At 68.6% G+C, this 24776-nt stretch carries 27 protein-coding genes; 13 read left to right on the top strand and 14 right to left on the bottom strand.

The features are described from left to right. The first annotated feature begins 4 nt into the window (after positions 1-4). From ACYVF6_RS06090 to ACYVF6_RS06060, 7 genes are all read left to right on the top strand, one after another. Positions 5-832 (top strand): beta-keto acid cleavage family enzyme, encoded by an 828-nt coding sequence (locus ACYVF6_RS06090; RefSeq protein ID WP_460516847.1) that lies wholly within the window; start codon positions 5-7, stop codon positions 830-832. An 11-nt stretch (positions 833-843) separates the two neighbouring features. Beyond that, positions 844-1794, top strand: a complete 951-nt coding sequence (locus tag ACYVF6_RS06085) for an asparaginase (RefSeq protein WP_460516844.1) — start codon at positions 844-846, stop codon at positions 1792-1794. 85 nt (positions 1795-1879) lie between these two features. After that, positions 1880-2272 carry a helix-turn-helix domain-containing protein gene (locus tag ACYVF6_RS06080; protein WP_460516841.1) on the top strand — a complete coding sequence of 131 codons (393 nt, stop codon included), beginning with the start codon at positions 1880-1882 and terminating at the stop codon, positions 2270-2272. A gap of 6 nt (positions 2273-2278) precedes the next feature. Next, positions 2279-2806: a hypothetical protein gene (locus tag ACYVF6_RS06075; protein ID WP_460516838.1), complete on the top strand. Its 528-nt coding sequence runs from the start codon at positions 2279-2281 to the stop codon at positions 2804-2806. Positions 2807-2874: 68 nt separating this feature from the next. Next, positions 2875-3213 carry a DUF2516 family protein gene (locus ACYVF6_RS06070; RefSeq protein WP_460516835.1) on the top strand — a complete coding sequence of 113 codons (339 nt, stop codon included), beginning with the start codon at positions 2875-2877 and terminating at the stop codon, positions 3211-3213. Continuing rightward, the gene (locus ACYVF6_RS06065) at positions 3207-3707 is read left to right on the top strand and encodes an alpha/beta fold hydrolase (RefSeq protein ID WP_460516832.1); all 501 of its coding nucleotides are present in this window, start codon (positions 3207-3209) and stop codon (positions 3705-3707) included. Before ACYVF6_RS06070 ends, ACYVF6_RS06065 begins: the two co-directional genes overlap by 7 nt. A 9-nt stretch (positions 3708-3716) precedes the next feature. Then, positions 3717-4451, top strand: coding sequence for an alanyl-tRNA editing protein (locus ACYVF6_RS06060; RefSeq protein ID WP_460516829.1), 735 nt, complete (start codon positions 3717-3719; stop codon positions 4449-4451). A gap of 22 nt (positions 4452-4473) precedes the next feature. On the opposite strand, the gene ACYVF6_RS06055 is transcribed toward ACYVF6_RS06060, so the two are convergent. The 7 genes from ACYVF6_RS06055 to ACYVF6_RS06025 form a co-directional block, all read right to left on the bottom strand. Further along, entirely contained in the window at positions 4474-5295 is an 822-nt protein-coding gene (locus tag ACYVF6_RS06055) for a glycoside hydrolase family 16 protein (RefSeq protein WP_460516826.1), read from the bottom strand. Beyond that, positions 5292-5759 carry a MarR family winged helix-turn-helix transcriptional regulator gene (locus ACYVF6_RS06050; RefSeq protein WP_460516824.1) on the bottom strand — a complete coding sequence of 156 codons (468 nt, stop codon included), beginning with the start codon at positions 5757-5759 and terminating at the stop codon, positions 5292-5294. Before ACYVF6_RS06050 ends, ACYVF6_RS06055 begins: the two co-directional genes overlap by 4 nt. A 10-nt stretch (positions 5760-5769) precedes the next feature. Then, positions 5770-6414 (bottom strand): transmembrane-type terpene cyclase, encoded by a 645-nt coding sequence (locus ACYVF6_RS06045; RefSeq protein WP_460516822.1) that lies wholly within the window; start codon positions 6412-6414, stop codon positions 5770-5772. A gap of 39 nt (positions 6415-6453) precedes the next feature. Beyond that, the gene (locus ACYVF6_RS06040; protein ID WP_460516819.1) at positions 6454-6690 is read right to left on the bottom strand and encodes a DUF397 domain-containing protein; all 237 of its coding nucleotides are present in this window, start codon (positions 6688-6690) and stop codon (positions 6454-6456) included. Further along, entirely contained in the window at positions 6687-7544 is an 858-nt protein-coding gene (locus ACYVF6_RS06035) for a helix-turn-helix domain-containing protein (RefSeq protein ID WP_460516816.1), read from the bottom strand. Before ACYVF6_RS06035 ends, ACYVF6_RS06040 begins: the two co-directional genes overlap by 4 nt. Positions 7545-7790: 246 nt before the next feature. After that, positions 7791-8702, bottom strand: coding sequence for a L,D-transpeptidase family protein (locus ACYVF6_RS06030; protein WP_460516813.1), 912 nt, complete (start codon positions 8700-8702; stop codon positions 7791-7793). 135 nt (positions 8703-8837) lie between these two features. Continuing rightward, positions 8838-10172: a C1 family peptidase gene (locus tag ACYVF6_RS06025; protein WP_460516810.1), complete on the bottom strand. Its 1335-nt coding sequence runs from the start codon at positions 10170-10172 to the stop codon at positions 8838-8840. Between the two features lie 180 nt (positions 10173-10352). On the opposite strand from ACYVF6_RS06025, the gene ACYVF6_RS06020 reads away from it, so the two are divergent. The 6 genes from ACYVF6_RS06020 (at position 10353) to ACYVF6_RS05995 (ending at position 17031) form a co-directional block, all read left to right on the top strand. Next, on the top strand, positions 10353-10685 hold the full coding sequence (locus ACYVF6_RS06020; protein WP_460516807.1) for a YidH family protein: 333 nt from the start codon (positions 10353-10355) through the stop codon (positions 10683-10685). A 7-nt stretch (positions 10686-10692) separates the two neighbouring features. After that, positions 10693-11040, top strand: coding sequence for a DUF202 domain-containing protein (locus tag ACYVF6_RS06015; RefSeq protein WP_460516805.1), 348 nt, complete (start codon positions 10693-10695; stop codon positions 11038-11040). A 136-nt stretch (positions 11041-11176) separates the two neighbouring features. Continuing rightward, entirely contained in the window at positions 11177-11794 is a 618-nt protein-coding gene (locus tag ACYVF6_RS06010; protein ID WP_460519393.1) for a DUF47 domain-containing protein, read from the top strand. A 7-nt stretch (positions 11795-11801) separates the two neighbouring features. Next, the gene (locus tag ACYVF6_RS06005) at positions 11802-12797 is read left to right on the top strand and encodes an inorganic phosphate transporter (protein ID WP_460516802.1); all 996 of its coding nucleotides are present in this window, start codon (positions 11802-11804) and stop codon (positions 12795-12797) included. A 158-nt stretch (positions 12798-12955) separates the two neighbouring features. Beyond that, positions 12956-15604 (top strand): glycoside hydrolase family 2 protein, encoded by a 2649-nt coding sequence (locus ACYVF6_RS06000; protein WP_460516799.1) that lies wholly within the window; start codon positions 12956-12958, stop codon positions 15602-15604. A gap of 113 nt (positions 15605-15717) precedes the next feature. After that, complete coding sequence (locus ACYVF6_RS05995; protein WP_460516796.1) at positions 15718-17031, top strand: helix-turn-helix domain-containing protein; 1314 nt, start codon at positions 15718-15720, stop codon at positions 17029-17031. Between the two features lie 160 nt (positions 17032-17191). Here the strand turns inward: ACYVF6_RS05995 and ACYVF6_RS05990 are convergent, their stop codons facing one another. From ACYVF6_RS05990 to ACYVF6_RS05960, 7 genes are all read right to left on the bottom strand, one after another. Further along, positions 17192-18076 (bottom strand): aminoglycoside phosphotransferase family protein, encoded by an 885-nt coding sequence (locus ACYVF6_RS05990; RefSeq protein WP_460516793.1) that lies wholly within the window; start codon positions 18074-18076, stop codon positions 17192-17194. A gap of 82 nt (positions 18077-18158) precedes the next feature. After that, positions 18159-18935, bottom strand: coding sequence for a phosphate ABC transporter ATP-binding protein (gene pstB, locus ACYVF6_RS05985; protein ID WP_460516790.1), 777 nt, complete (start codon positions 18933-18935; stop codon positions 18159-18161). 3 nt (positions 18936-18938) lie between these two features. Continuing rightward, the gene (gene pstA, locus ACYVF6_RS05980) at positions 18939-19859 is read right to left on the bottom strand and encodes a PstA family ABC transporter permease (protein ID WP_460516787.1); all 921 of its coding nucleotides are present in this window, start codon (positions 19857-19859) and stop codon (positions 18939-18941) included. After that, positions 19859-20791 carry a phosphate ABC transporter permease subunit PstC gene (gene pstC / locus ACYVF6_RS05975; RefSeq protein WP_460516784.1) on the bottom strand — a complete coding sequence of 311 codons (933 nt, stop codon included), beginning with the start codon at positions 20789-20791 and terminating at the stop codon, positions 19859-19861. The genes pstA and pstC overlap by 1 nt, the downstream gene beginning before the upstream one ends. 61 nt (positions 20792-20852) lie before the next feature. Beyond that, positions 20853-21968: a phosphate ABC transporter substrate-binding protein PstS gene (gene pstS, locus ACYVF6_RS05970; RefSeq protein WP_460516781.1), complete on the bottom strand. Its 1116-nt coding sequence runs from the start codon at positions 21966-21968 to the stop codon at positions 20853-20855. Between the two features lie 276 nt (positions 21969-22244). Next, positions 22245-23819, bottom strand: coding sequence for a CYTH and CHAD domain-containing protein (locus ACYVF6_RS05965; RefSeq protein ID WP_460516777.1), 1575 nt, complete (start codon positions 23817-23819; stop codon positions 22245-22247). Positions 23820-23858: 39 nt separating this feature from the next. Continuing rightward, the gene (locus tag ACYVF6_RS05960; RefSeq protein ID WP_460516775.1) at positions 23859-24698 is read right to left on the bottom strand and encodes a S1 family peptidase; all 840 of its coding nucleotides are present in this window, start codon (positions 24696-24698) and stop codon (positions 23859-23861) included. Positions 24699-24776 lie beyond the last annotated feature (78 nt).

Raw genomic sequence — 24776 nt, 5'->3', positions numbered from 1 at the left:
TCGCATGGCGGAAACTCTGATCACGGTCGCACCGACGGGAGCCGAGACGGCGAAGGCGGACTGCCCCGCGCTGCCGACGACGCTCGACGAGCTGGTCGAGACCGCCAAGCGCTGCGAAGCGGCCGGCGCCGGCATGATCCACGTGCACATCCGCGACGGCGAGCACCGGCCGACGCTCGACCTCGGCCGGCTGCGCGACACCGTCGTCGCCCTGCGCGCCGAGACCGGCCTGGTGGTGCAGCTGTCGACCGGAGGCGCGGTGACCGACCCGCTCGCCGACCGGCTCCGCGTCCTTGACGCCGAACCCGACTCCTGCTCACTCACGATGGGCACGGTCAACTTCGGCGACGACGTGTTCTCCAACCCCTGGCCCTTCGTCGTCGAGCTCTACCAGCTCACGCAGGAACGCGAGATCGTTCCGGAGTTCGAGCTGTTCGACCTCGGGCACGTCGCCGCGCTGCACCGGCTGCTCGGAAAGTACGGCCTGCCGTACGGCGAGCGGGTCCACTGCGACCTGGTGATGGGTGTGCCCGGCGGCATGCCCGGCGACGCGGCGACGCTGGTCGCCGCCGTGCAGGCGCTCCCGCCGGCCGTGACCTCCTGGTCCGCGACCGGGATCGGGCGGACCAGCCTGCCGGTGGCGTTCGCCGCGCTCTCGGCGGGCGGGCACCTGCGCGTCGGCATGGAGGACACGCTCACGCTCGCCAAGGGCATCCCGGTGACGCACAACGCCGAGCTGGTCGAGCGGGCTGCCGCGCTGGCGACGCTGGCCCAGCGCCCGCCGATGGCCGCGTCCGGCGTACGAGAGCTGCTCAACGTAAAGCAGCGGTAGTCTCGGCCGACGTGTCTGATGCGCCTGTTCTCGCCGAAGTCGTCCGTTCCGGATTCGTCGAAGCCCGGCATCGCGGCGCGGTGATCGCGCTCTCCGCCGACGGCTCGGTGGCGTTCGCTCTCGGCGACGTAGGCACACCGATCTACCCGCGTTCGTCCAACAAGCCCATGCAGGCCGTCGGAATGCTGCGGGCCAACCTCGATGTCAAGGACGAGTTGCTCGCGCTGGTGTCGGCGAGTCACTCCGGCGAGGACTTCCACGTCGACGGCGTACGCCGGATCCTCGCGCAGGCAGGCCTTGCCGAGGACGCGTTGCAGTGCCCACCGGACTGGCCGGCCGACGAGGCCACGAAGCACCGGCTGGTACGGGCGGGCGAGGAGCCGTCCCGGATCCGGATGAACTGCTCGGGCAAGCACTCCGGCATGCTCGCCGCCTGCGTCGCCGCGCGCTGGGACACCCGGACCTACCTCGAGCCGGCCCATCCCCTGCAGAACCTCCTCCGGCGCACGATCGAGGAGCTCACCGGCGAGCCGGTCGCCCACACCGGCGTCGACGGCTGTGGCGCGCCGCTGTTCGCGTTCAGCCTGATCGGGCTCGCGACGGCGTTCCGTACGATCGCGCTGGCTCCGGTAGGCACACCGGAGCAAGCGGTCGCGACGGCGATCCGGACGCATCCGGAGTGGACGAGCGGCACCACCCGCGACGAGGCAGCGCTGATCCGCGGTGTTCCCGGCCTGTTCGGCAAGGGCGGAGCAGAGGCCTGCTACGCCGTCGCGCTCGACGACGGCCGTACGGTCGCGCTGAAGATCGAGGACGGCGGAGGCCGCGCCCGCCAGGTCGTGATGGCGGCCGCGCTGCGGAAGCTCGGCGTCTCGGCGCCGGTGATCGAGGAGCAGCTGACCGCGCCCGTACGCGGCGGCGGCCGCCAGGTCGGCGAGATCCGGGCCGTCCTGTCCGCCTGACAAACCACCCGAACCCACCCGCGACGTGACCAGGCTCACTTGCTGTGTGCTTGCATCTGCTTGCAAAAGTAAGCACGATGGGGTCGTGAAGGTGAAGCGGTCGATCGGAGAGCTGGGCGACTACCTGCGAGAGCAGCGTCGCCACGCGGAACTCTCGCTACGCCAGCTCGCTGACCTGACCGGCGTCTCCAACCCGTACCTCAGCCAGATCGAGCGCGGCCTGCGCAAGCCCTCGGCGGAGGTACTCAACCAGCTGGCGAAGGCGCTGCGAGTCTCCGCGGAGGCGTTGTACGTCCGCGCGGGACTGCTGGACCCGGCGGAGGACGGCGACACCAGCGAGTTGCCGGCCGTCGAGGCGGCCATTCGCGCCGATCCCGTGCTCACCAGCAGACAGAAACGTGTCCTGCTCGACATATACACCGCGTTCCACAGGGAATCAGAACAGCAGGACGTGCCCGACCCAGCCCAGGAGGACTGAACAAAAATGGCCCGCACGTTGCCCAAATCCGTTACCGAGTCCAAGCCTGTCCAGGCTGTTGCCGGTGCCGGCGACCTGGCCGTGGAGAAGTTGAAGGACATCTCCAAGGCCGCGCAGGAGAAGTTCGCGGCGATGGAGGCCGACCCGACGGCAGTGTCCAACCGAGTGCAGCTCAACCTCGAAGAGGGCGCGGGCAAGCTCGGCAGCGCCCTTCGCGGTGCTTCTGAGGACATCCGGCTGCAGTGGAGCCAGCTGTCCGACAAGGCGCAGAAGGCTCTGCACGAGGCGCTCGAGCAGGCCGGCCACACCTACGACACGCTCGCCGAGCGTGGCAAGGACGTCGTGATCCGCCTGAGCGGTGACGGCCACGAGCTCGAGGGACCGGTACCGACGACCACGCCGCCGGCCACCAGCAAGCCGGCCACCAAGCCGAGCCCGAAGAAGCAGGCTGCTTCGCACGCCAGCTCGGCCGGCACGCCGAAGCCGACGACGACGCGCAAGACCTCGCGGACCACTGCCAAGAAGGGCAGCTGATCCAGACCGGGCGCTCGTGCCGAATTCAGGCGGCGGGCGCCCGGTGAGGTTTCAGGTACGCTCGTCGCATGGGACTGGTCGGCGGCGGCTTCGGCGTACTCCAGAACACCATCCTGCTCGTGATCTTCGTAGCGATGGTGCTGCTGAAGGGCTTCGCCTTCATCGACGCGTGCATCCGACCGCTCGAGGCGTTCACTGCCGCGGACAAGCAGACCAAGCCGTTCTGGCTGGTGATCCTCGGCCTTTCGCTGGTGCTCCAGTTCATCTCGCCGAACCCGATCGGTATCTTCGGCATCCTCGGCACGGTCGCCTCGGCCGTCTATCTCGTCGGTGTCCGGCCGGCAGTGCGCGAATACGGCAGCCGGCGGCGGGGCGGCAGCAGCGACGGCCCGTACGGTCCTTGGTAGACGAAGTCCTCACCACCGGCTCAGGCGAGCCGGTCACTGTATTCGCGCCCGGTAGGGGGCAGTCGATCGCGCAGACCCGTCCGTTCGGCAGCGGTGTGCGTGGGACGCGGGTCTTCTTCCAGTACGGCGACAGCTCGCCGCCTGTCGCGCTGCGCTCGGTCGCCGACCAGGCCGGTGCGACGCGGGCGTTCGGCGCCTCGCTTGGTGTCGCGGCGATCGCGGGTGTGCTGGCCGACGAGCCTGGCCGCTTCGAGCGCCTGGTATTCGCGATCCCTGCCGGGCTTGGTGTTTCGTACGACGTGCTGGGCAAGGTGTCCGTACCGGTGCTCGTGCTCGGCCAGCGAGGCGACGATGTGCATCCCGTTCGCGTGGCCGAACAGGCCGTGGCCGCGCTTCCCCAAGCGACGTTGCGGATTCTGCCGCCCGGCGGCCTGCTGGTGGCGCATCGCGCGGAGGTACGCCAGCTGGTCACGAGCTTCCTGAACGAGGGCTAGGTTGGGGTCATGAGCTTCGACACCCACGGACGCACCCAACGACTCGAACTCACCGACCAGACCCTCCGCGAGTGGGACGCGACCGTCCTCGCCTCCGACGCCGAGCAGGGCATCGTGCTGGACCGGTCCGCGTTCTATCCCGGCGGTGGCGGCCAGCCGCCGGACGAGGGCGTGCTGCTGTGGGGTGGCGTACAGACCCGGATCGCCGGTGTACGCAAGGGCGACGACTTCTACCTCCTGCCGGCCGAGGGCGATCCGCTGCCGCCCGCCGGCACGACTGTCCGCGGTGCGGTCGCCGACGAGCGGCGGACCGCGCTGATGCGCACCCACTCCGCGCTGCACGTGCTCGGCGGCGTGGTCTTCCGCGACTACGGCGCGCTGGTCACCGGCGGCAACATGAACCCGCTCGAAGGCCGGCTCGACTTCAACCTCGAGACGCTCCCCGACGGCTTTCGCGACCACCTCACCGAGGCGATCAACGCCGAGATCGAGGCCGACCGCGCGATCGAGGTGCGCGTGCTGCCGCGCGCCGAGGCGTTCGCGATTCCCGACATCATCCGGACGGCGACCAACCTCGTCCCGCCCGAGGTCGAGATCGTCCGTCTGGTCGACATCACCGGCCTCGACCTGCAGGCCGACGGCGGCACCCACGTGGCGTCCACGAAGTTCATCGGCCGGCTCGAGATCGCGAAGATCGAGAACAAGGGCAAGGGCTTCCGCCGCGTCCGGCTGCGCCTGTCCTGATCCCTTGCCGGAGGCTCCCGGTTCAGCCGAGCCGGGTGATGGTGACGCTGTCGACCAGCGCGGTCGCCGGGATCGTGGCCGGGTCGACGTCGCCCACGAACGGGCCGCCTACTCGGAGCGCGAGCAGCAGGAACTCCGGCTGGTCGAAGACCCACCCGTCCGCGCCGGTGTCGTCCGGCGAGAGCGAGTCGGCGACCCGGCCGTCGATCGACCAGGTGATGCGATCCGGTCCACGCGTCCAGGTCACCGCGAACGTGTGGAAACCGCCGCTGTACGGCCGGCCGTCCGGCGCGGTGTAGACCGTCCCGAGGCCGTACGGCGGGCCGTTCGGGTGGCAGGTCGGGCACTGGATCGCGGTGTGCACCTGGCTGGGTTCCCTGCCGAGCTGCTCCGCGATGTCGATCTCCCCGTTCGCCGGCCAGCCGGCGACGTCATTGCCCCACGTCCACATCGACGTGCCGACGCCCGGGCCGGCGGCGGGCTGGACGCGGGCCTCGATCCGCAGCAAGCCGTGCTCCGGCGGCAGCAGGTCGTGCCGGACGCTGAGCAGCCGGGCCGACCAGTAGCGCCCGTTCTCGCCGGGCGTGGCCGTGAGCCGCAGGTGCCCGTGCCCGTCCAGTCCGACGTTCGCCGGGTCGTCGCGATAGACCTCGAGGTCGCCCGCCTCGTGGTGCCCGGCACCGTCGACCTGCCATCGCCGCGCGTCGGGCCGCGCGCCGGCCGGACCGTCGAAGTCGTCCCGCCACACGCTGATCGGGGACTCAGCGGGCCGGGCTGCCTCGGCTGTGGGTACGGCGGTGATCGCGAGTGCGGCCACCAGGGTTCCAACGGCGAACGCTCTCATCGATCCTCCTTCCACCACGGGTGTGCCCGCGTCGAGGGGGTGTCGGGCGGCGGTTTCGCGCTCGCCAGCCGCCGGGTCAGCTCGACGTAGGTCCGTACGTCCTCGGCGCTCCAGTCCTCGACCAGCTCGGCGAACACGGCGAGCCCGTCGGACCGCAGCCGGTGCAGTTCCGCGCGCCCGGCGGGCGACAGCGCCACGACGTACGAACGGCGATCGGCCGTGCTCGGCGTGACCTCCACCCAGCCCTGCTCGCCGAGCGCCCGGACCCGCCTGCTCACCGACGACGCCGGCGCGGGCAGTGCCTCCGCCAGCTCGCCCGGTGAGAGCTCGCCGCGAGCGTCGAGCACCTCCAGAACAGCGACCAGCTCGGGGTTGAACGCCTTCGCCTGGCCACGCCGGACCTGGTTGACCAGCGTCATCACGGCCCCGGCCAGAGCCGCGACCTCCGCGTCGGAAACTGCCATGAAGAAGATGCTACCGCATAGCAACTACTTTGCGAGCGACGACGACCAGGGCGACGACGTAGGCAGCGTCGAGCAGCAGGATCGTGAGGTAGAGGTAGCCGAGCAGCGCCGAGCCGGAGTAGCTGGGCAGCGTGAAGTACGCCATCGCCGACGCGAACGCCGTGCCGACCAGCTTCGCGACGCCGATCCACACCGACTGGCCGCGCAGGGGACTCTCGTCCGCCCGGCGCAGCCAACGGCTCCACAGCATCGAGAGGAACAGCCCCGACATCAGCAGGTTCTGCGCGAACGCGACGTACACCGCTCCGCCGGTGTCGAACTCGTTCGCGAACAGCAGGACGCCGAGATAGCTCAGCACGAGGATGCCGCCCAGCCCGCCGAGGTAGAGCAGGCGTGGCAGCCCCGGAAACTCACGAGCGCCGAACCGGACCGCCGTCACCAGGATGACCAGATCGAACAGCAGCCAGACCACGTTGACCGTGCGCTGCGGCTGATCGGACGGATGCACGAAGCTGAAGATGAACTCCCAGGACAGGTTGGCGCCCAGCGCGACGAGCGGCATGCCGTAGGTCCGGTCCGCGAATCCGTGCCAGATGATCAGCAGGTAAGCGATCGTCCACGCCACGCCGCCGCCGAGAGCGAGTGCAGTTCCCATGCCCGGCACGGTAATCGTGCCGAGCCGGCCTGGGTGGGCTTACAGCGTGCCGTGTTTCACCGCGTCGGCGAACGACGCCCATTCGAACGAACTGAACCGCAGCGTCGGCCCGGTCGGGTCGGTGGAGTCGCGGACGGCGAAGCCTTCGCGCACGCGCCCGACTTCGACGCAGGTGTTGGTGCCGGTCGCCGAGGCGCTCGACTTGCGCCACCCGACGGTGTTTGCCCAGCCGCCGCGGCCTGCGGCCGCACGGGTCCACCCCGCTCCTTCGTTCATGCTTTCAGCTCCTCAATGACGGTCGAAATGAGTACGTGTGACTCGGTAGGGGACAGAGCTACCGAACGCAGGAGGTCGTAGCTGACCGTGCAGCGGTCGACGTCGGGCAGGTCGTCGAGGCAGAGGTCGCCTGCCTGGGACTCGACATGGACGACCGACGGCCGGGTGCCCGACTCGAAGCCGAAGATCGTGAAGCCGCCGGAGACGCCCGGATGGACGCCGACCGCGGCCGGCACGATCTGGATCCGTTCGCTGAACGGGCCGTCGAGCAACGCGCCGAGCTGTTCGGACAGCACCAGTGGGCCGCCGACCTCGCGCCGGATCGCGCTCTCGTCGAGGATGAACCAGACGTCCGGTGGTGTGGCGGACTGGAGGATCTTCGCCTGCCGGGACAGCCGCAGGCGCACCCAGCGTTCGACGTCGTCCTGACTGGCCCGCGGTGTCGCGGTGAAGACGACCTGGGCGTAGGCCTCGGTCTGCAGCAGGCCGGGAACGAGGATCGGCTCGAACACCCGGATCCGCACGGCGGCCGACTCGAAGCCGAGGAACTTGGTCGCCGACTCCGGCAGCCGGCCGAACTTCGACCACCAGCCGCGCTGCCGGCCCTGCTCCTGCAGGTCGAGCAGCGCGTTGCGGTAGTCGGGATCGTCGACGCCGTAGGTGTCGAGCAGCTTCTCCAGCTCGGCCAGGCTCGGCCCGGTGGAGCCCGCCTCCATGCGCCGGATCTTCGACGCCGAGCAGCGGAGTCCGACAGCCACGTCGTCAGAGCTCAGGCCCTTGGCGTTGCGCAGCCGTGCGAGCTCGCGACCGAGTTGGTAGCGAGGCAGGCCGGGACCTGACTGTGACGTAGCCATGACGGAAAGTGTTGCCGCGTAGTAGGCCAAACGGCAACATCGTCGGATGAATCAGCGCAAATTGTTTCGCGTGTGAAGATCAGTTACGCAGTCGGCTTGACTTGATCTTGCATGACTGTAAGTGTCTAAGTCCTCACGAATTGTTGCCGATCCCTGCGGGCAGTTCGTGAGAACGGTCGCCCCCGTTGCAAAGGGGACGTGGCGGTCCCCCGTCCGCCACGTCCCCTTTGTGAAGCCAACCAGCGCTCAGCTGCGGTAGACGATCACCTTGTCGCCGACCCTGGCCTCGCCGAACAGCCGCTCGATGGCGTTCCAGTTGCGGATGTTGACGCAGCCGTGCGAGCAGCCGTTGTAGCCGCGTGCGGCGAAGTCGGAGGAGTAGTGCACCGCCTCGTCACCGCTGAAGAACATCGAGAACGGCATCTCGCTGTCGTACATGTTGGAGTAGCCGTAGCGGACCTTCGCGTTGACGCGGAACGTGCCCTCCCGGGTCACCGACCTCGCGCAGCCGAACCGTGCGTCCATCGTCAGGCGCACCTGACCGTCGATCACCCAGCGCAGCGTGCGGCTGGTCTTGTCGATGCAGATCGCTCGACCGGTCTTGCAGCGGGCGTCCAGCGCACCAGCTGTGTTCTTGCCCTGGGGCACCGGCGGGTAGAGCTCGCTGTGCGTCGGCGTGTGCGTGATGGAACGGATCTTGCTCCAGGTGGGCGCGTCGACGTAGCCGAGCTCGCGGAGCCCTTTGTCGCGCTGGAACTTCGTCACCGCGTCGCGGGTCACGCTGCCGTAGTAGCCGTCGAGCCACTTCTTGGGGAGCCGGTCGAGCTGGACGAGCCTGGCCTCGAGCTCGCGCACCTTCGTGGTGCGGTCTTCCTGCTCCATGATGGCCTTGGGCTTGGGCGCCTCGGTGCGCTTGGGCTTGGGCGTTGCCGTCACCGTGGGTGTCACGGTCGGTGTGTCCGTGGGCGTGGACGTCGGCGTCTCAGGCTCCGTCGGCTCGGTCGTCGGCGTGGCCTGAGTGCTCGTCTGCCCGGTCGGCGAGGCCGTGCTGGCGTCGCGTGCCGTGCCCGACGCTCCTGCTTGCTGGCCCTGACAGCCGGCGAGCATGCAGACAGCGAGCAATGCCGCACCGATCGCGGCGATGTGGTTCCTGCGCATCGTTAGCCCCCTAAAGCTTCGAGTACGCATGAATGACGCCGCGAAAAACACAAACGTTGCTCCGGCCGAGCCGGTTGGTCGATCACAATCCGGTCACGGCGGAGCCCGTCGGCCGAGCCCCACCGCTACCGGTCGTCAGCGGGCCAGGGCGCCCATCGGATCCCAGGCAGGGAGCACGATCGGCTCCTGGTCGAGCGCGGCCTGAAGCTCCTGCGGCAGGCTCGACTTGCGTACGGCGATCTCGAAGACGTACTCGTCGAACCAGGAGTCGTTCATGGTGTAGAAGCCGGAGTCGGCGGCCTTGTCGCCCCAGCTGTTCTCGACCCGCCAGGCCCGCGCCGACCCGTCCACGACGTCGACGCCGGTGAACAGCATCGCGTGGGTCATCGCCGACTCGTGGAAGACCAGCCGCTCGGCCTTGGACAGGTCGAACGCGGTGTCGTAGATCGAGCCGTAGTCGAACAGCTTGGCGTCCCACAGGCCGACGTCACCGCGCAGCTGCTTGGCCACGTCGCAGCCGAACCAGACCGGCTCGCCGCCGAGGATGGAATCCTGGGTGAGGCGTTTCATCAGGTCGACGCCGACGTTGAGGTAGGTCACCGGCGGCGCGCCGACGACGTTGCCGAGCTGGTCGACGGTGAACGTGCGTCCCTGCGGGCTGGTCTCGCGTGGGTCGTTGACCAGGCATACGAAGTCGTCCAGCGGGAGGTCGACGTAGTTCTCGGCGAACTCCAGCGGAGTCAGCTCGCCGTCGCGGTGGAAGCCGCGCTCCTTGTCGGTCCACTGCCAGACGAACTTCTCGGGCGGCGTGCCGAGGTGGATGCACAGCACGCGGTGCACGAGGTCGACGATCTCGCGCTTGCTCGCCCGCAGCGCGTCTGCGTCGGCGCCGCCGGCGGCCTGGGCGCGCAGGTCGCGGGCGCCCTGCCGGAGCACGCGCCGCAGCGTCTCGTTGACCTTCTTCGTCGCCGAGGACGACTGGCTCTCGGGCATCACCGTCTTGGGCACCAGGCCGTGCTTGCGTACGACCGCCACGAACATGTTCCACTGCCCGCCGTCGCTCGCGACGTCCCTCAGCAGGTGCGCGACAGTGCGGTCGTCGACGTCGCGGCCGGCCGTGTCGATGATCGCCTCGAGGAAGTAGTTGGCGCGCTCGAGCTTGTCCCAGAACATGATGTAGTTCTGTGAGAACTCGAAGTCGCGGATGTTCATCGCCTTCATCGCGCCGGCGCGGAGCAGGTTGAGCCCGGCGAACAGCCAGCAGCGCCCACTGGATGCCTGGTTGGTGACCTTCCAGTCGTCGAGCAGGTTGGACATCGTGCGGTCGGCTCGTACGACGATGTCGCGGTCGAGCGCGAGATCCTCGACGGTGGTCTGGGTGACGGCGTTCTGGATCAGCTTGTAGGACGGGTTGCGGACGAACTCCTTGCGAAGCAGCTCGATGTCGGCAGGCGTGAGCGCGGCATCCATCGCGTAGTTGCCCCCTTGCAATAGACGGTGAGAGGGCCGCCGTGCACAGCAAGACGACCGCAGGGCGTGATCTGCTTTGATCTGCTTTGGAGCGTAGCTCGGCGAACGGGTAGGCAAGAAGCTGTGACAGATCCAAAAGTTGGTAGTGATCCAGGGCCGGAAACGGACACGAACACAGAAGTGGAGGCGGAGCCTGACTACCGCTTCACGCTGGCCAACGAGCGCACGTTCCTCGCCTACCTGCGTACGGCGCTGGCGCTCGACGCCGGTGCCGCGGGCGCCGTGCAGTTCCTCTCGCCGGACCGTGGAGCCTGGATCGTCCGGCTGGTCGCCGCGATCCTCGCGGTGGCGGGCATGATCGTCTCCGCGGGTGCGTTCGTACGCTGGCGGGCCAACCTGACGGCGATGCGCCGCGGTGAGCCGTTGCCCGTCACACGGATGCCTGTGGGGCTGGCGATCGCGGTGCTGCTGGTCTCGGCCGGTGCCGTCGCGCTGGTCCTGCTCGACCGTTGAGCGCCTCGTGAGCGAGCAGAGAGCCGACCCGGATCGGATCTACGAGACCGCCGCGCAGCTGGAGCGCACCGCACTGTCGTGGAACCGCACCCTGCTCGCGGTCGCGGCAAACGGTGTCCTGCTGGTACGCATGGGAACCTCGACCAGCGGCAACGGTGTCTGGATGGTGGCGGCCGGCCTGGTCGCCCTGCTGTTCACCTTGCTCGCATGGATCGTCACCAGCCGTACTTATCGGCGGCTGCGCGGACGTCCGGCTGTGTCGCTGCTGGCGCATCCCCCGTACGCTCACGGCGCCGCGCTTTTCGTCGGATTGGTCGGGCTCGCCGACCTGGCGGCGATAGCGGTCTACCGGTGAAGGCGCGAGAAGCGGAAATGTGACCGAATCGGCGAACCCACAATGTCGTCGGGGCGTCGCGGTTGATGACTTTCCGGATATGGTGAGACACGCTACTGAAGATCCCGTGGCGAGATCAGTTCGACAGGAGTACGCCGTGCGGTTCCGAATCACGCCGGTCGACACGACGTTTTACGATCTATTCGCGAAGTCAGCCGGACACCTTGTCGAAGGTGCCCGGTTGCTGGCCGAAATGCTCGCCGACGGCAATGACCGGGTGGAGACCGCCCGGGCCATGAAAGACGCCGAGCATCGCTGCGACGAGGTGACCCACGAGATCATCCGTCGGGTCAACTCGACGTTCGTGACGCCGTTCGACCGAGAAGACATCTACCGGCTGTCAGCCGGTCTCGACGACGTGATGGACGACATGGAGGCCGCGGTCGACTACGTCTATCTCTACGAGGTCGATGCGTTGCCACAAGGGGTGGAGGATCAGGTCGAGGTGCTGCAGCGTGCGGCAGACCTCACCGCCGACGCCATGCCACGCCTGCGCACGATGCGTGATCTCGAGGAATACTGGATCGAGGTCAACCGGCTGGAAAACCTCGGCGACCAGATCTACCGGCGGATCCTCGCCAAGCTGTTCAGCGGTTCCTACGACGCGCTCACCGTGATGAAGCTGAAGGACGTCGTGGAGCAGCTCGAGTTCGCCATCGACTCGTTCGAAAAGGTGGCCAACACAGTCGAACAGATCGCCGTCAAGGAGTCGTGAGCCGACCGTGGAGTTCGCTCTCGTCATCACGGTCGTCGTCATTGCCCTGGTCTTCGACTACACCAACGGTTTCCACGACGCGGCCAACGCGATCGCCACGTCCGTCTCGACCAGGGCGCTGACGCCGCGAGTCGCGCTCACGCTCGCCGCGGTGATGAACCTCATCGGTGCGCTGATCTCCGAGGGAGTCGCGAGCACGATCGGGAGCGGCATCATCTCGCCCACCGAGGACTCCCACGGCATGACAGTCGTCCTGTCCGGGCTGGTCGGCGCGATCGTGTGGAACCTCGTCACCTGGCGGCTCGGCCTGCCGTCCTCGTCCTCGCACGCGTTGATCGGCGGCCTGGTCGGTGCGGCGGTCTCGGCCTCGGTGTCCGTGCACTGGGCGGTGATCCTCGAGAAGGTCGTCGTCCCGATGGTCATCTCGCCGCTGGCCGGGTTCTGCCTCGCCTACCTCGTCATGGTGGGCATCCTGTGGATCTTCCGGCGGGCCAGCCCGAGCCGTGTCAACCGCGGCTTCCGGGCCGGGCAGGCGGTGTCCGCGGCGGCGATGGCACTGGGCCACGGCCTGCAGGACGCGCAGAAGACCATGGGCGTGATCGTCCTGGCACTCGTCACCGCCGGGCTGCACACCGGGAGCGACGTGCCGTTGTGGGTCAAGCTCATGGCCGCCTTCGCGATCGCGCTGGGCACCTACTCCGGCGGCTGGCGGATCATGCGTACGCTCGGGCGGCGCGTGATCCACCTCGACCCGGCGCGCGGTGTCGCGGCCGACCTCACCGCTTCGAGCGTGCTCTACGTCATGGCGATCGGCTTGCACGCGCCCGTGTCCACCACACACGTGATCAGCTCGGCCATCATGGGTGTCGGCGCGACCGAGCGACTGTCGGCGGTGCGTTGGGGCGTGGCCGGAAACATCTTGGTGGCTTGGGTTCTGACCCTTCCGATGGCGGCGCTGGTCGCCTCGGTGTTCTACTTCCTGGCGCGGATCTTCCTGCCGTAACCTCCCTGCCGCGCTGACGTGGGCTGGTCGCCGGTTGTGGCGGGCGGCGCGCACGGTGTCAACGGTTGTCGGCCGATCTTGCACACATCTTCGGGTTTGCATGGCTAGGGTTCGGTGGAATGCCTCTTGCCCTGGGCAAATGACCTGAAGGTGGCGGTATGAGTCTCCACTCCACGTATCTGTTCGCTTTCGAGCTGCTCGGCACCGAGCGTGGGCTCGAGGGCCCGCAGGCGCTGGAGGGGCGTACGGACTGGGGCCCGGCGCTCGTTCCCGGCGGCGTCCACGAGGCACTGCTGCAGGCCGAGGTGATCGCGCATCCCTACTACGACCGCAACGAGGAGTCGGTGCGGTGGATCGAGGAGCGGGACTGGTGGTACCGCACCACGTTCCAGGCGCCGGCCGGCGTGGCGCCCGACGAACGGCTGCGGCTGGTGTTCCACGGGCTCGACACGGTGGCCGACGTCTGGCTGAACGGCGAGCCGCTGGGATCGCACGCGAACATGTTCCGGTCGGCGGTCTACGACATCACGGCGAAGGTGCAGGCGTCGAACAGCCTGGTGGTGCGGTTCTCGCCGCCGCTGGCAGGGCTGGAGCCCTCGCAGTCGGCTCTGGAGCTGTTCGGGCGGCTGGGGGAGGTCTTTGCTCAGCTGTCGGCGGAGGATGGCGCGGACAGCGGTGCGAGCTCGTCGTCCTCTGCCCCGGCCTCGTCGGAAGGGGTCGGCGAGGGGATGCTGGCGGAGCTGCCCCGTGCGGTGTGGAGGCGGAAGGCGACCTTCTCCTGGGGCTGGGACTTCGGGCCGCGGGTGCCGTCGGTGGGCATCTGGCGGCCGGTGGAGCTGCTGCGCGAGCGCCGGGCGGCGATCGTCGGGCATCACGTACGTACGGACGCGGTTGACGCCGCGGCTTCGACGGCGGAAGTGTCGGTGCTGGTCGAGGTCGACGCGTTCGCCGCTTCGGGCGGGTTGTCGGTCGAGGTCGAGCTGCGCTCGCCGGCGGGCCGCCTGGTCACGGCGTCCGTGCCGGTTGACAGCGGTGCGGGCCGGGCGGAGGTCGCGCTGACGGTCGAGCAGGCCGAGCTGTGGTGGTCGCACGACCTCGGGACGCCGGCGCTGTACGACGTGACGCTCACGCTGGTGGACGCCTCCGACGGCGTGAAGCTCGACGAGCTGACCGATCGGGTCGGCCTGCGTACGATCGTCCTCGACCAGTCGGCCGATCCGTCCGGCGAGGGCGAACTGTTTCGCTTTGTGCTGAACGGTTTTCCGACGTTCGCGCGCGGCGCCAACTGGGTGCCGGCCGACGCGCTGGTCGGCTCGGTGCGACCCGAGCGGTATCGCGCGCTGGTCGAGACCGCCAAGCAGGGCAACATGAACATGATCCGCATCTGGGGCGGCGGCATCTACGAGCACGACGCGTTCTACTCCGCGTGCGACGAGCTCGGCGTGCTGATCTGGCACGACTTCATGTTCGCGTGCGTCGACTACCCCAGCGAAGACGCTGTGCTGCAAGGCGAAGTGACGCTCGAGGCGGAACACCAGGTCAAGCGGCTGCGGAACCGCGCGAGCCTCGCGGTGTGGAGCGGCAACAACGAGGTGCAGATGATCCACGGCTGGGGGTACCAGAACTTCGAGCCGGGCAACTGGGGCTACGACTTCTTCCACCGGATCCTGCCCTCGACGGTGGCGTCGTTCGACGGCAGAACGCCTTACTGGCCGGGGAGTCCGTGGGGCGAGAACGCCGCCGAGGGCTTCATGGCGGTCAACGGCGTCCTCTCCGGTGACCGGCACGCCTGGGAGGTCTGGCACGGTTTCGACGCCGGCGCCGGAGGGGGCGATTATGCCTCGATAGGCGAGGCGCGGCATTATCGGCGGTACGCCAGGGATCGCGGGAAGTTCGTCAGCGAATTCGGAATTCACGCGTCGCCCGAACTCAATACCCTGCGGCGGTGGATTCCGTCGTCCGAGCTGGTGGTGCACAGTGCTTCGTTCGACCACCACAACAAGGACAACCCGAAGAACAAGGGTGACGCGCTGCTCGAGATCATCACCGGGCTGCCGGCGAACATCGAGCAGTATGTCGATTTCACGATGGTCTCGCAGGCCGAAGGACTGAAGTTCGGAATCGAGCACTACCGGCGGCGGCAGCCGCACAACAACGGCACGCTGATCTGGCAGTTCAACGACGTGTGGCCGGGCTTCAGCTGGTCTGTCGTCGACTACGAGGGCGTGCCGAAGGCGGGTTACTACTACGCCAAACGCGCGTTCTCTCCTGTGCTCGCGTCGTTCCGCGACACCGACGACGGCGGGCTCGAACTATGGATCTCCAACAGCGGCCGCACTCCGGTCGAGGCCGAGGCGATCGTGATGGTCGGCGGCTTCGACGGCACCACGATCCGCCGCGACGCCCTGAACGTCCAGCTCGCACCCGGTGAGTCCCGCCCAGCCTGGACGATGGTCAGCGGCGACCTCCCGCGCGACGGCGGCACGTACGCCTGGGTCGAGAGCCCGAACGCCGCGTTCCCGTCGAACCGCCACTTCTTCGCCGAGATCAAGGACCTGACCTTCGGCAAGAGCGACCTCGACGTCTCAGTCTCCACCGCGGGCGACAGCGCGGTGGTCGACATCGTGTCCCGCGGCTACAGCTACTTCGTCCACCTCCCGTCCCCCATGCCAGGCCTCCGCTTCACCCACAACTACCTCGACCTCCGCGACGGCGACCAAGCCCGTATCGAGGTCACCGGCCTCCCGCCCACCTTCGACCTCAGCCAGCTCAAGGTCGTGGGCTATGCCGGCGCCAATCAGCGCTGAAGGAGTTTGCGGAATCCGCAAATCGAAGGAGGACCAGCCTCTGCCGGAGTTACCTTGGTCGGAAGGGGTGGTGCCCCGTGGATCCGACTCATCCGGTGTGGACTTCGCGAGCCATGCGCGTCGCCGTCCAGACCGCCGATCGCGGAGCGATCGTGCGGCTGGCCAGACGTGCCGAAGGCTGGACCCAGGCCGACCTCGGCACGCGGTGTGGATACTCCGCGTCGACCATTTCCCGGCTGGAGAGTGGCGCACAACCTCTGTCCAGTATCGAGTTGCTTCGCACCTTGTCGGCAGTGCTCCGAATCCCACCGGCGCTGCTCGGACTCTCGCCTGTATTACGACACGCCGAATCGACTTGGCCGCATTCGGCCCGACCGGCATCTACGGTTGGCGAAAACAACGTCGAAGAGGACGGTGATTCGGTGCGCCGACGGGAGCTGCTGGCCGGCCTGACCGGGTTGGGTACTGCCAGCCTGTTCGTGCAGGCGAGCGGCACTTCGCTGGCGGCTCCGACTCCGGCCACCCACTTCGTACCAGCGGCATTGTTCGAGACCGCCTCGTCCGAAGCTGTGCTCCCACCGAACGTTCTGGCCGGCCGGTTCGCGGCCGCCAGAGCCGCATTCGACTCCTGTCACTACCAGCAGCTCGCCTCCTTGTTGCCGCGCTTGATCGCTGACTCCCGGGTCAGTCGGAGTCAGCACCAGGGGATCGACAGCGATCGTTGTTCCGCCGTCCTGGCCAGGGCGTACAAGCTGGCCGGTGAGCTCTGCTTCAAGCTGAACGAGGACGGCGCCGCGTGGGTGGCTTCCGATCGTGGGCTGTGCGCGGCTCGGGAGAGCGGGCATGCGGCCACGATCGCCGATGCGACGCAAGGGGTTGCGATCGCGCTGCGCAGGCATGGTCACTACGACACCGCCGGCTCCCTGCTGACTCAGACCGCCGATGAGCTGATGACGGCTGAATCGACCCCTCGCGTGCTCGCTGCCTGCAGCTCGCTGTTGTGCACTGCGGCTTACGCCAGCGCACAGGCGAGCGATCGTGAGAGGGCCGTCGAACTGCTCGACGAGGCGGAGTCGGCGGTGGGCGGCGAGCCCAACGCGGCGAGCGTCAACATCTACCGCATCGGCATCTTCAACACTCTCGGCGAGCCTGGCCGGGCACTCACCTACGCGCGCGGAATCCGGCCGGACGCGTTGCCGACTGCCGAACGCTACGCCAGATACTGCATCGACACGGCTCGCGCCTGGCAGCAGTACGGCAAGCCGGCCAACGCCTATCAAGCTCTGCGAGCGGCCGAAAGCCATGCTCCGGAAGAGATCCGCCGTCCATCGGTCCGGAACCTGATCTCGACGTTGCTGTACTCCAAGGGAAATCAGCCCACCGGACTGCGTGCACTGGCTGCCCGGGCGGGCACGGCCGGCAGCTAGGGGGTGTCCTGCAAGTGTCGCCGGGCTGCGGCGGCCCTGGCCCCACGCTGGCTGCGTTGGACGAAGATCGCCCGTATAACCGATACGAACGACTCCGCCCGCCTTGCCAGCCCGGCGCCATGACCGTCCTCGCTATCCACCGACACTTACAGGACACCCCCTAGCCGCCCGCGAGGATTTCGGAGATGGCGTTGGTGGCCTGGGCGAGCATGCCGGGGTTGGTGCCGCGGTAGTGCGAGATGGCCGTGGCCGCCTGGAAGAGGGCCCAGCCACGGCCGCGGAGCCGGGCGGGCTCGTCGTCGCCGAGGGTGGAGTGGAAGCGGGCGCGGGTGGCGGCGGTGAAGACGTTCCACGCCGGCTGGAGGTCGCAGGCCGGATCGCCGGTGTTGAGGGCACCGAAGTCGATGACGCCGGAGAGGCGGCCGTCGGTCGTGAGGAGGTTGCCCGGCAGCAGGTCGCCGTGGATCCAGACGTCCGGGCCGGTGTGGAGCGGTGCGTCAAGCGACTCCTGCCACAGGTCGAGCAGCAGGTCGCTGTCGGCTTCGGCGTGGTGGTCGAGGTCTGCGATGGCGCGGCGGGTGGGCCCGTCGAACTCCGACAGGTGGCCGCCGCGGCGGCCGAGAGGGCGCGCGGGTGCACCCGTCGGGTCGATCTTGCGGAGCGCCGTGATGAACGCCGCCAGGTCGGTCGCCGCCTGCTCGAGCGCGCCCGGCCCGGAGAACAGTCCCCCGGCCGACACCGGCGTGCCCGGCAGCCAGGTGTACACCGACCACGGGAACGGAAAGCCCGCAGCCGGCGAGCCAGCCGCCACCTGCTCCGGAATCGCGAGCGGCAACTGAGGAGCGAGGCGGGGCAGCCACTCCGCCTCCTTCGCCGCCTGGTCGGTCACCCACTCCCGGCGCGGCAGCCGCACCGACAAGGCGGTGCCGAGCCGGTAGATGTCGTGGTCGGTGCCGTAGGACTCGACCGGCGTGATCGGCAGGTCGGCCCACTGCGGGAACTGGTCCTGAAGCAGGCGGCGTACAAGTGCCTCGTCGGTGCTCATCGACGCCTATCCTCCGTGCGAGGCGCGAACGGCCGCAACCGGATAACCCCGGGCAGGACCAAGCAGCAACGAGTGAGAACGGTCAGCCGAAGCGACCCGTGATGTAGTCCTCGGTCGCCTTCTCGCTCGGGTTGGAGAAGATCTGCTGCGTCCGGTCCATCTCGATCAGGCGCCCCGCCTTCCCCTGGCCTGCCAGGTTGAAGAACGCCGTCGAGTCGGAGATCCGGGCCGCCTGCTGCATGTTGTGCGTCACGATCACGATCGTGTAGTGCTCCTTGAGCTGCGCGATCAGGTCCTCGATCGCCAGCGTGGAGATCGGGTCGAGCGCGGAGCACGGCTCGTCCATCAGCAGGACCTGCGGCTCGACCGCGATCGCGCGCGCGATGCACAGCCGCTGCTGCTGCCCACCCGACAACGAGGCGCCCGGCCGGTTGAGCCTGTCCTGCACCTCGTTCCACAGGTTGGCGCCGCGCAGCGACCGCTCGACGGTCTCCTCGAGTACGGACTTCTTCTTTACGCCGTTGAGCTTCAGGCCCGCCGCCACGTTGTCGAAGATCGACATCGTCGGGAACGGGTTGGGCCGCTGGAACACCATGCCGACCACGCGCCGTACGGCAACGGGGTCGACGTCGCCGGCGTAGAGGTCCTGGTCGTCGAGCATGACCTTGCCGTCGACGCGGGCGCCCGGAAGCACCTCGTGCATGCGGTTCAGCGTGCGAAGCATGGTGGACTTGCCGCAGCCGGACGGGCCGATGAACGCCGTCACCTGCCGCGGTTCAACGGTCATCGAGACGTTCTCGACGGCTTTGAACGAGCCGTAGTAGATGTCGAGGTCGGAAACCTCGATGCGCTTGGCCATGTGTCACTCACTCTTCTTCACGGAGCTGAACCGGGCGATGCTGCGGGCTGCGATGTTCAGCACGAGGACCAGCAGGATCAGGGTCAGGGCGGCCGCCCACGTCCGGTCGACAGCCGGTTGCAGCGACTCAGTGCGGTCCTGGTTGATCATGGTCGGCAGCGCGGCCATGTTGCCCTCGAACGGATTGAGGTTGATGCTCTTGGTGTACGGCCCGAGGATCAGCAGCGGCGCCGTCTCACCCATCACCCGGGCCAGGCCGAGCATCACGCCGGTGACGATTCCGGAGAACGCGGTCGGCAGTACGACGCTCATGATGGTCTTCCACTTGGGAACACCCAGCGCGTACGACGCCTCGCGCAGCTCGTCGGGCACCAGCCGCAGCATCTCCTCCGTCGATCGGAGGACGACCGGAATCATCAACAACACAAGGGAGAGCGAGACCGCGAACGCCACCCGCTGGAACCCGAGGATCGTCACCCACAACGCGTAGATGAACAGCGCCGCGACGATCGAGGGGATACCGGTGAGGATGTCGACCATGAAGCTGACCGCGCGCGCCAGCGGGCCGCGGCGGCCGTACTCCACCAGGTAGACAGCGCCGAGCACGCCGATCGGCACCGAGATCGCCGCGCAGAGCAGCGCGGTGATCAGCGAGCCGGCGATCGCGTGGTACGCCCCGCCGCCTTCGCGTCGCGAGGTGAGACCGCGCTGCGACTGCTGCCACCAGTTCGGGTCGAGCAGCAGATCTGCGCCCTTGCTGATCACCGACCAGAGGATCCAGACCAGTGGAATCAGCGCGATCAGGAAGCACGCCCCCACCAGGACGGCGGCCAGTCCGTTACGGAACGTCCGGCCGGCCGAGCGGCTGCCGAGGTCGACCTTCGGTGCCGGCGACTGGCGGGGCGGGGAGTCGACCGTGGTCATCAGGTTCTCCTCCCACGTTCGACGACGATGCGGGCGATCGCGTTCACGACGAACGTCACCACGAACAGAACGAGACCGGCCGCGATGTACGCGCCGGTCTTCTCCGGGGTGTCGAACTCCGCGGCGTTGTTCGCGATCTTGCTGGCGAACGTCTCACCACCGAAGAACACGCTCGGGTTGAACGCGTCCAAGGTGCTCGGCTTGGACAGGATGATCATGATGGCGATGGTCTCGCCGAGCGCCCGGCCGAGGCCGAGCATCGCGGCGCTCACCATGCCGGAGCGACCGTACGGGAACACCGTCATCCGGATCGTTTCCCACTTGGTCGCACCGAGCGCCTGCGCGGCCTCCATGTGCGCGGTCGGTGTGGCCGCGAAGACCTCGCGCGTGATCGCCGTGATGATCGGCAGGATCATGATCGCCAGCACGATGCCGGCGACGAAGATCGTGCCGTTGTCCGTGAGGCCCGGTTGCAGCAGCGGGAACCAGTTGAACGTGCTCGACAGCCACGACGACACGGGAGCGAGCACGGGAGCCAGCTCCTTGATGCCCCAGAGCCCGAAGATGATCGACGGGACGGCGGCCAGCAGGTCGACGACGTAGACGACCGGCTGTGCGAGCCGCTTCGGCGCGTACTGCGTGATGAACAACGCGACGCCGATCGCCACCGGCACGGCGAGCAGCAGGGCGAACGCCGAGGTGAGGATCGTCGTGTAGAAGAGGCCGGCGACGCCGAAGCGTGGCGGAGCGAACGAAGGGGCCCACTCCCTGGAGAACAGGAAGTTGGCCTCGTTGCGCTGGAGCGCGGGAACGGCGAAAGCCAGCAGGAAGACGCCGACGAACGTGACCAGCGCGATGACCGCGAGCCCGGATCCACGGGCGAGACCGCTGAACAGGCGGTCACCGCCACGACCTGTCGGCCCCAGGTTCACCTGAGGCCGACGGTCGACCGGCTCGCTTGTAGGGGGAGCCGACTGGTTGGTCATCGGCAGCTCAGCGGATCGCCTTGACGGCGGCCTCGACCTTGGTGCGCATCTCGTCGGGGAGCGGCGCGTAGCCGATCTCCTCGAGCGAGGACTGGCCCTCCGTGCTGGAGAAGTAGCCGAGCAGGCCCTTCACACCGGCCGTCTTGGTGGCGTCCAGGCCCTTGGAGCAGACGATCTCGTACGTCACCAGGACGATCGGGTACGCGCCCGCTTCCTTCGTGGCGTAGTCGAGCTCGAGCTTCAGGTCGTTGCCCTGGCCGGCGGCCTTCGCGGCGGCGATGGCCTTACCAGCGGACTCGCCGGTGAGCTCGACGGGACCACTGCCGTTGTCGATCTGCGCGATACCGAGCTGGTTGTCCTTGGCGTAGGACAGCTCGACGTAGGTGATCGAGTTGGGGGTCGACTTCACGCCCTCGGCGACACCGGCGGACTTCTCCTTACCGGAGCCGGCACCCTCCCAGGTCTTGCTGGGCTCGGTCTTCCAGACGCTCGGCGCGGCGCCCTTGAGGTACTTGCCGAAGTTCTCGGTGGTGCCCGACTCGTCCGAACGGAAGAACACAGAGATGTTCGCGCTCGGGAGGGTGACACCCTTGTTCAGCGCGGCGATCGCTGGGTCGTTCCACGTCTTGACCGTGCCGTTGAAGATCTTGGCGGTGACGTCGGCGTCGAGGACCAGCTTGTCGACGCCCTGCACGTTGTAGGCGACCGCGATCGGCCCGGTCACCATCGGGAGGTTCCAGGCGTCGTTGCCGCCGCAGCGCTTCTTGGCCGCCGCCACCTCGTCGGGCTTCAGCGCCGAGTCGGAGCCGCCGAAGTCGACCAGGCCGGCGTTGAACTGCTTGATGCCGGCACCGGAGCCGCTCGGGTTGTAGTTGGCGGTGAAGTCCGGGCACTTCTCCTGGTACGCGGCGATGATCTCTTCGATCGCGTTCTTCTGGGCCGACGAGCCCTCCGCGTTGATCGTGCCCGACGGGCAGGCCTCAGCGCTGGCGCTGGACGAGCTGTCCGACGAAGACGTCTCGCCGCTGTCCGCGGTCGATTCGGGGTCGCTGCCACATGCGGCGAGCGTGATCGCGCCGATGGCCGCCAGTGCGGCGACTTTGGCGAACCGGTTCGGGTTCACGATTTTCCTCAGCCCTTCACGATTTCGGTTGTCGACTCGGACGCTAAGGAGGCCAGGTGACTTGGCGTAGCGGAGAGGGTGAACGAAAGGTGAACGTCGATAGGCGGTATCTGAACGGATCCCTGTCTGGGTGGCATACGTCACGTGAACAGCGCAGGCTTGTGACGGTTTGTGGTGCCGCCCTTACGAATACGGCTTGAAAAGTGCCTGAACGGTACACATATGCCGCATTCGGCTTGAGTCAAGCCGTGTTTGTCAGAGCGTCATGGTCGCGGGTCAGTCGAACCAGCGGCGGAACTTCGCCCGGCCGGCTTCCGCCCACACCCCGGCGAACCGCTCGCGGGCGGCCAGCGCGAGACCGCGCTCGTGGGCGGCCAGCACGCCGAGCCAGTACGCCGTCCGCGCCGGCACCCGGCCGGCCGTCGCGAGCCGGACGAGCGTGTGGGTGGCGACCACCGCGTCCTGGTGCTCGCCGAGGACGTCGGTGACGCTGGCCAGCCGGCTCGCGAGCTTCGCGGCGGGCTTGCCGAGCGCGGTCGCGCACCCGTCGACGACGTACCGCGCCCGCTTGGCGGAGATCCTCGCCGCGTGCCAGACCTCGTCGGGCGCCTCCGGACCCAGCCGGCGTACCGCCTGGTCGAGCTTGCGCCAGGCCCGCTTCGCGAGCGGCGGCAGGGCCTTGGCGCAGGGACGCTCGGCGGCGGGCAGCACCGCGGGCTCGTTCGCGGCGACGACCAGGCTGTCGTGCAGCTGGAGGTACTGCTCCGACGCCAGCAGGCCGAGTCCTTCCGCGCGCCCGGCGTCCTGCTCGGCACCCAGCCGGCGGCGCAGGAACGCCTGGACGTCGGCCACGTCGTCCTCGTCGGCGCCGCCGATGCGGCCGAGCTCCTGCGCGTGCCCGACCAGCCGGGCGAGCTGGACCTCCGCGTCCCTGGCAGCGGCGAATCCGTGCGCCAGCCAGCGCAACTCAGTACGCAAGGGCCCGGCCCAGCCGGCGTCCAGCAGCGGCAGGTAGGCCCGTAGCCCGCTGCGCAGCCGCCGGGTGGCGACCCGCAGCTGGTGCACGGCGTCCTCCGCCTCCAGCCGGACGAGGACGTCCTCCCAGCGCAGCGCGCGGGCGTACCGCCGCAGGTGCGCCCGGACAGCGTCCGTCGCCGGCGACTCCGGAGTGAGCGTCGGTGGCTCTGCCACGTCGGGACCGCCGAGGCTCTCCGCGCCCAGCGCCCGCGCGGACTTGCTCGGCGCGCTGGACGGAACGGCGCCGGTCGCGGTCAGCGTGTCGAGCAGTGCGCGTACGATCTCGGGGTTTCCGGTCGCGCCCGGACGGTCCTCGACCTCGACTTCGTGGAACTTCTCGGCGACACCGCCGGCCGAGATCACCTCGGCCCAGTCGTCCGCCAGCTCGACGATCTCGGTCCCGTCCTCGGCGAGGAGGGTCAGCGTGGTGCGCCTGGTCCGCACCCGGCCGCGCTCCGCGAGCGCGCGGTCGCCGATCAGCACCCGGATCAGGTCGAGTAGCTCGCCGGGCGGTCGGTCGGCCGGCCGCCCGTTCTTCGCCGGCACCTGCACCTCGGTACGAACCCTCGGCCCGTCGCCCGAAACCAGCGCGCCACCACTGCGTAGCTGCTCGGCGGGCGGCAGCTTGAGGTGCCAGCCGGCGTCGGCCCCACCCGTGCGCCGCCGCAGCGTGACGCCCTCGCGGGTGAGGTGCAGCTCCTCGGTGTCGAAGTAGGCGTTGACGAGCGTCGCGGTGCCGTCGTCGCGGACCGTGGCGAGCCCGGAGAGATCAGGCAGGCGGTAGTCCCAGTCGACGGCGTACTTGCGTTCGATCTCCGCGCTGCTCTTGGCCACGCCACCACGCTAGCGGGCGGCGTGGCCAGGAGCCGGGACCTAAACGTCGTTCAGGATCTGCACCTGCACCCAGTGCCAGTAGCTGCTGGTGGAGGTGAAGACGGGCGGGCCGTCCAGGCATCCGGACTCGCCGGGGCTCCGGCTGGCGACGCCCGCGAAGAACCACACGCCCTGCGACTTGTAGAGCAGCGGTCCGCCCGAGTCGCCGCTGCAGATGCTGGCCGTTCCGCCGGGGGCGTCGACGCAGAGGTCGCCCGGGGTGATGTCGTACGGGTCGTTGTGGATGCAGCTCGCGTACGGCAGCGTCGTGCTGTCCAGCTGCTGCAGCTGGCGCGGGATCGACGTGGAGTCGCCGTCGACCGTACGGCCCCAGCCGAGGATCCGCACCGGAGTGCCGTTCGACGGAGAGCCCACGTTGTCCAGGAACGGTTGCGAAGCGGCCGCCGTGAGCTTGATCAGCGCGATGTCGGCGATGCTCTCCTGGCCGGCGCCCCACCACGGATGGGCGACGAACCGCTCGATCTGGTACGTCGTGCCGGCCTGGTAGTCGGTCGAGCCGATCTTGACCTGGAACGGCGCCGGGTCGAGCTCCGTGCCGTCCAGGTTGGCGACGCAGTGGGCCGCGGTCACGAGCCAGTGCGGGCTGACGAGCGTCGCGCCGCATCGGATCGGGCTCGGCCGGTTCGGATCCTTGTACTGCAACGACGCCATGAACGGGTAGGCCTCGCTGGCCGGGCTGCCGCCGATGATCTGGGGGGTGTAGCTGCCCTTGTCCCTGTCGAATCTCGGTTCGCTCGCGCTTGCCTGCGCGGTCGTGCCGGCCACGGAAAGAGCCGCAATCGCGGTCGCGGCGAGAACCGCCAACACTCTCTTCTTCATGGCCGGAGTCTGGCGAGCGGCTCTGGCGGCACGATGGCATTCGGGCCAAAGCGAAACTAAAGCGGTGAGAGCGGGCGC

It is taken from the genome of Flindersiella endophytica (assembly GCF_054779015.1).
This window is presented reverse-complemented; position numbering and strand designations above follow the sequence as displayed.

Excerpts from the sequence above, each read along its gene's own strand:
- ACYVF6_RS06090 (WP_460516847.1), top strand. The coding sequence starts at position 5 with ATGGCGGAAACTCTGATCACGGTCGCACCGACGGGAGCCGAGACGGCG.
- ACYVF6_RS06075 (WP_460516838.1), top strand. The coding sequence starts at position 2,279 with ATGGCCCGCACGTTGCCCAAATCCGTTACCGAGTCCAAGCCTGTCCAG.
- ACYVF6_RS06070 (WP_460516835.1), top strand. The coding sequence starts at position 2,875 with ATGGGACTGGTCGGCGGCGGCTTCGGCGTACTCCAGAACACCATCCTG.
- ACYVF6_RS06060 (WP_460516829.1), top strand. The coding sequence starts at position 3,717 with ATGAGCTTCGACACCCACGGACGCACCCAACGACTCGAACTCACCGAC.
- ACYVF6_RS06055 (WP_460516826.1), bottom strand. The coding sequence starts at position 5,295 with ATGAGAGCGTTCGCCGTTGGAACCCTGGTGGCCGCACTCGCGATCACC.
- ACYVF6_RS06050 (WP_460516824.1), bottom strand. The coding sequence starts at position 5,759 with ATGGCAGTTTCCGACGCGGAGGTCGCGGCTCTGGCCGGGGCCGTGATG.
- ACYVF6_RS06045 (WP_460516822.1), bottom strand. The coding sequence starts at position 6,414 with ATGGGAACTGCACTCGCTCTCGGCGGCGGCGTGGCGTGGACGATCGCT.
- ACYVF6_RS06040 (WP_460516819.1), bottom strand. The coding sequence starts at position 6,690 with ATGAACGAAGGAGCGGGGTGGACCCGTGCGGCCGCAGGCCGCGGCGGC.
- ACYVF6_RS06035 (WP_460516816.1), bottom strand. The coding sequence starts at position 7,544 with ATGGCTACGTCACAGTCAGGTCCCGGCCTGCCTCGCTACCAACTCGGT.
- ACYVF6_RS06030 (WP_460516813.1), bottom strand. The coding sequence starts at position 8,702 with ATGCGCAGGAACCACATCGCCGCGATCGGTGCGGCATTGCTCGCTGTC.
- ACYVF6_RS06025 (WP_460516810.1), bottom strand. The coding sequence starts at position 10,172 with ATGGATGCCGCGCTCACGCCTGCCGACATCGAGCTGCTTCGCAAGGAG.
- ACYVF6_RS06000 (WP_460516799.1), top strand. The coding sequence starts at position 12,956 with ATGAGTCTCCACTCCACGTATCTGTTCGCTTTCGAGCTGCTCGGCACC.
- ACYVF6_RS05995 (WP_460516796.1), top strand. The coding sequence starts at position 15,718 with ATGCGCGTCGCCGTCCAGACCGCCGATCGCGGAGCGATCGTGCGGCTG.
- ACYVF6_RS05990 (WP_460516793.1), bottom strand. The coding sequence starts at position 18,076 with ATGAGCACCGACGAGGCACTTGTACGCCGCCTGCTTCAGGACCAGTTC.
- pstB (WP_460516790.1), bottom strand. The coding sequence starts at position 18,935 with ATGGCCAAGCGCATCGAGGTTTCCGACCTCGACATCTACTACGGCTCG.
- pstA (WP_460516787.1), bottom strand. The coding sequence starts at position 19,859 with ATGACCACGGTCGACTCCCCGCCCCGCCAGTCGCCGGCACCGAAGGTC.
- ACYVF6_RS05960 (WP_460516775.1), bottom strand. The coding sequence starts at position 24,698 with ATGAAGAAGAGAGTGTTGGCGGTTCTCGCCGCGACCGCGATTGCGGCT.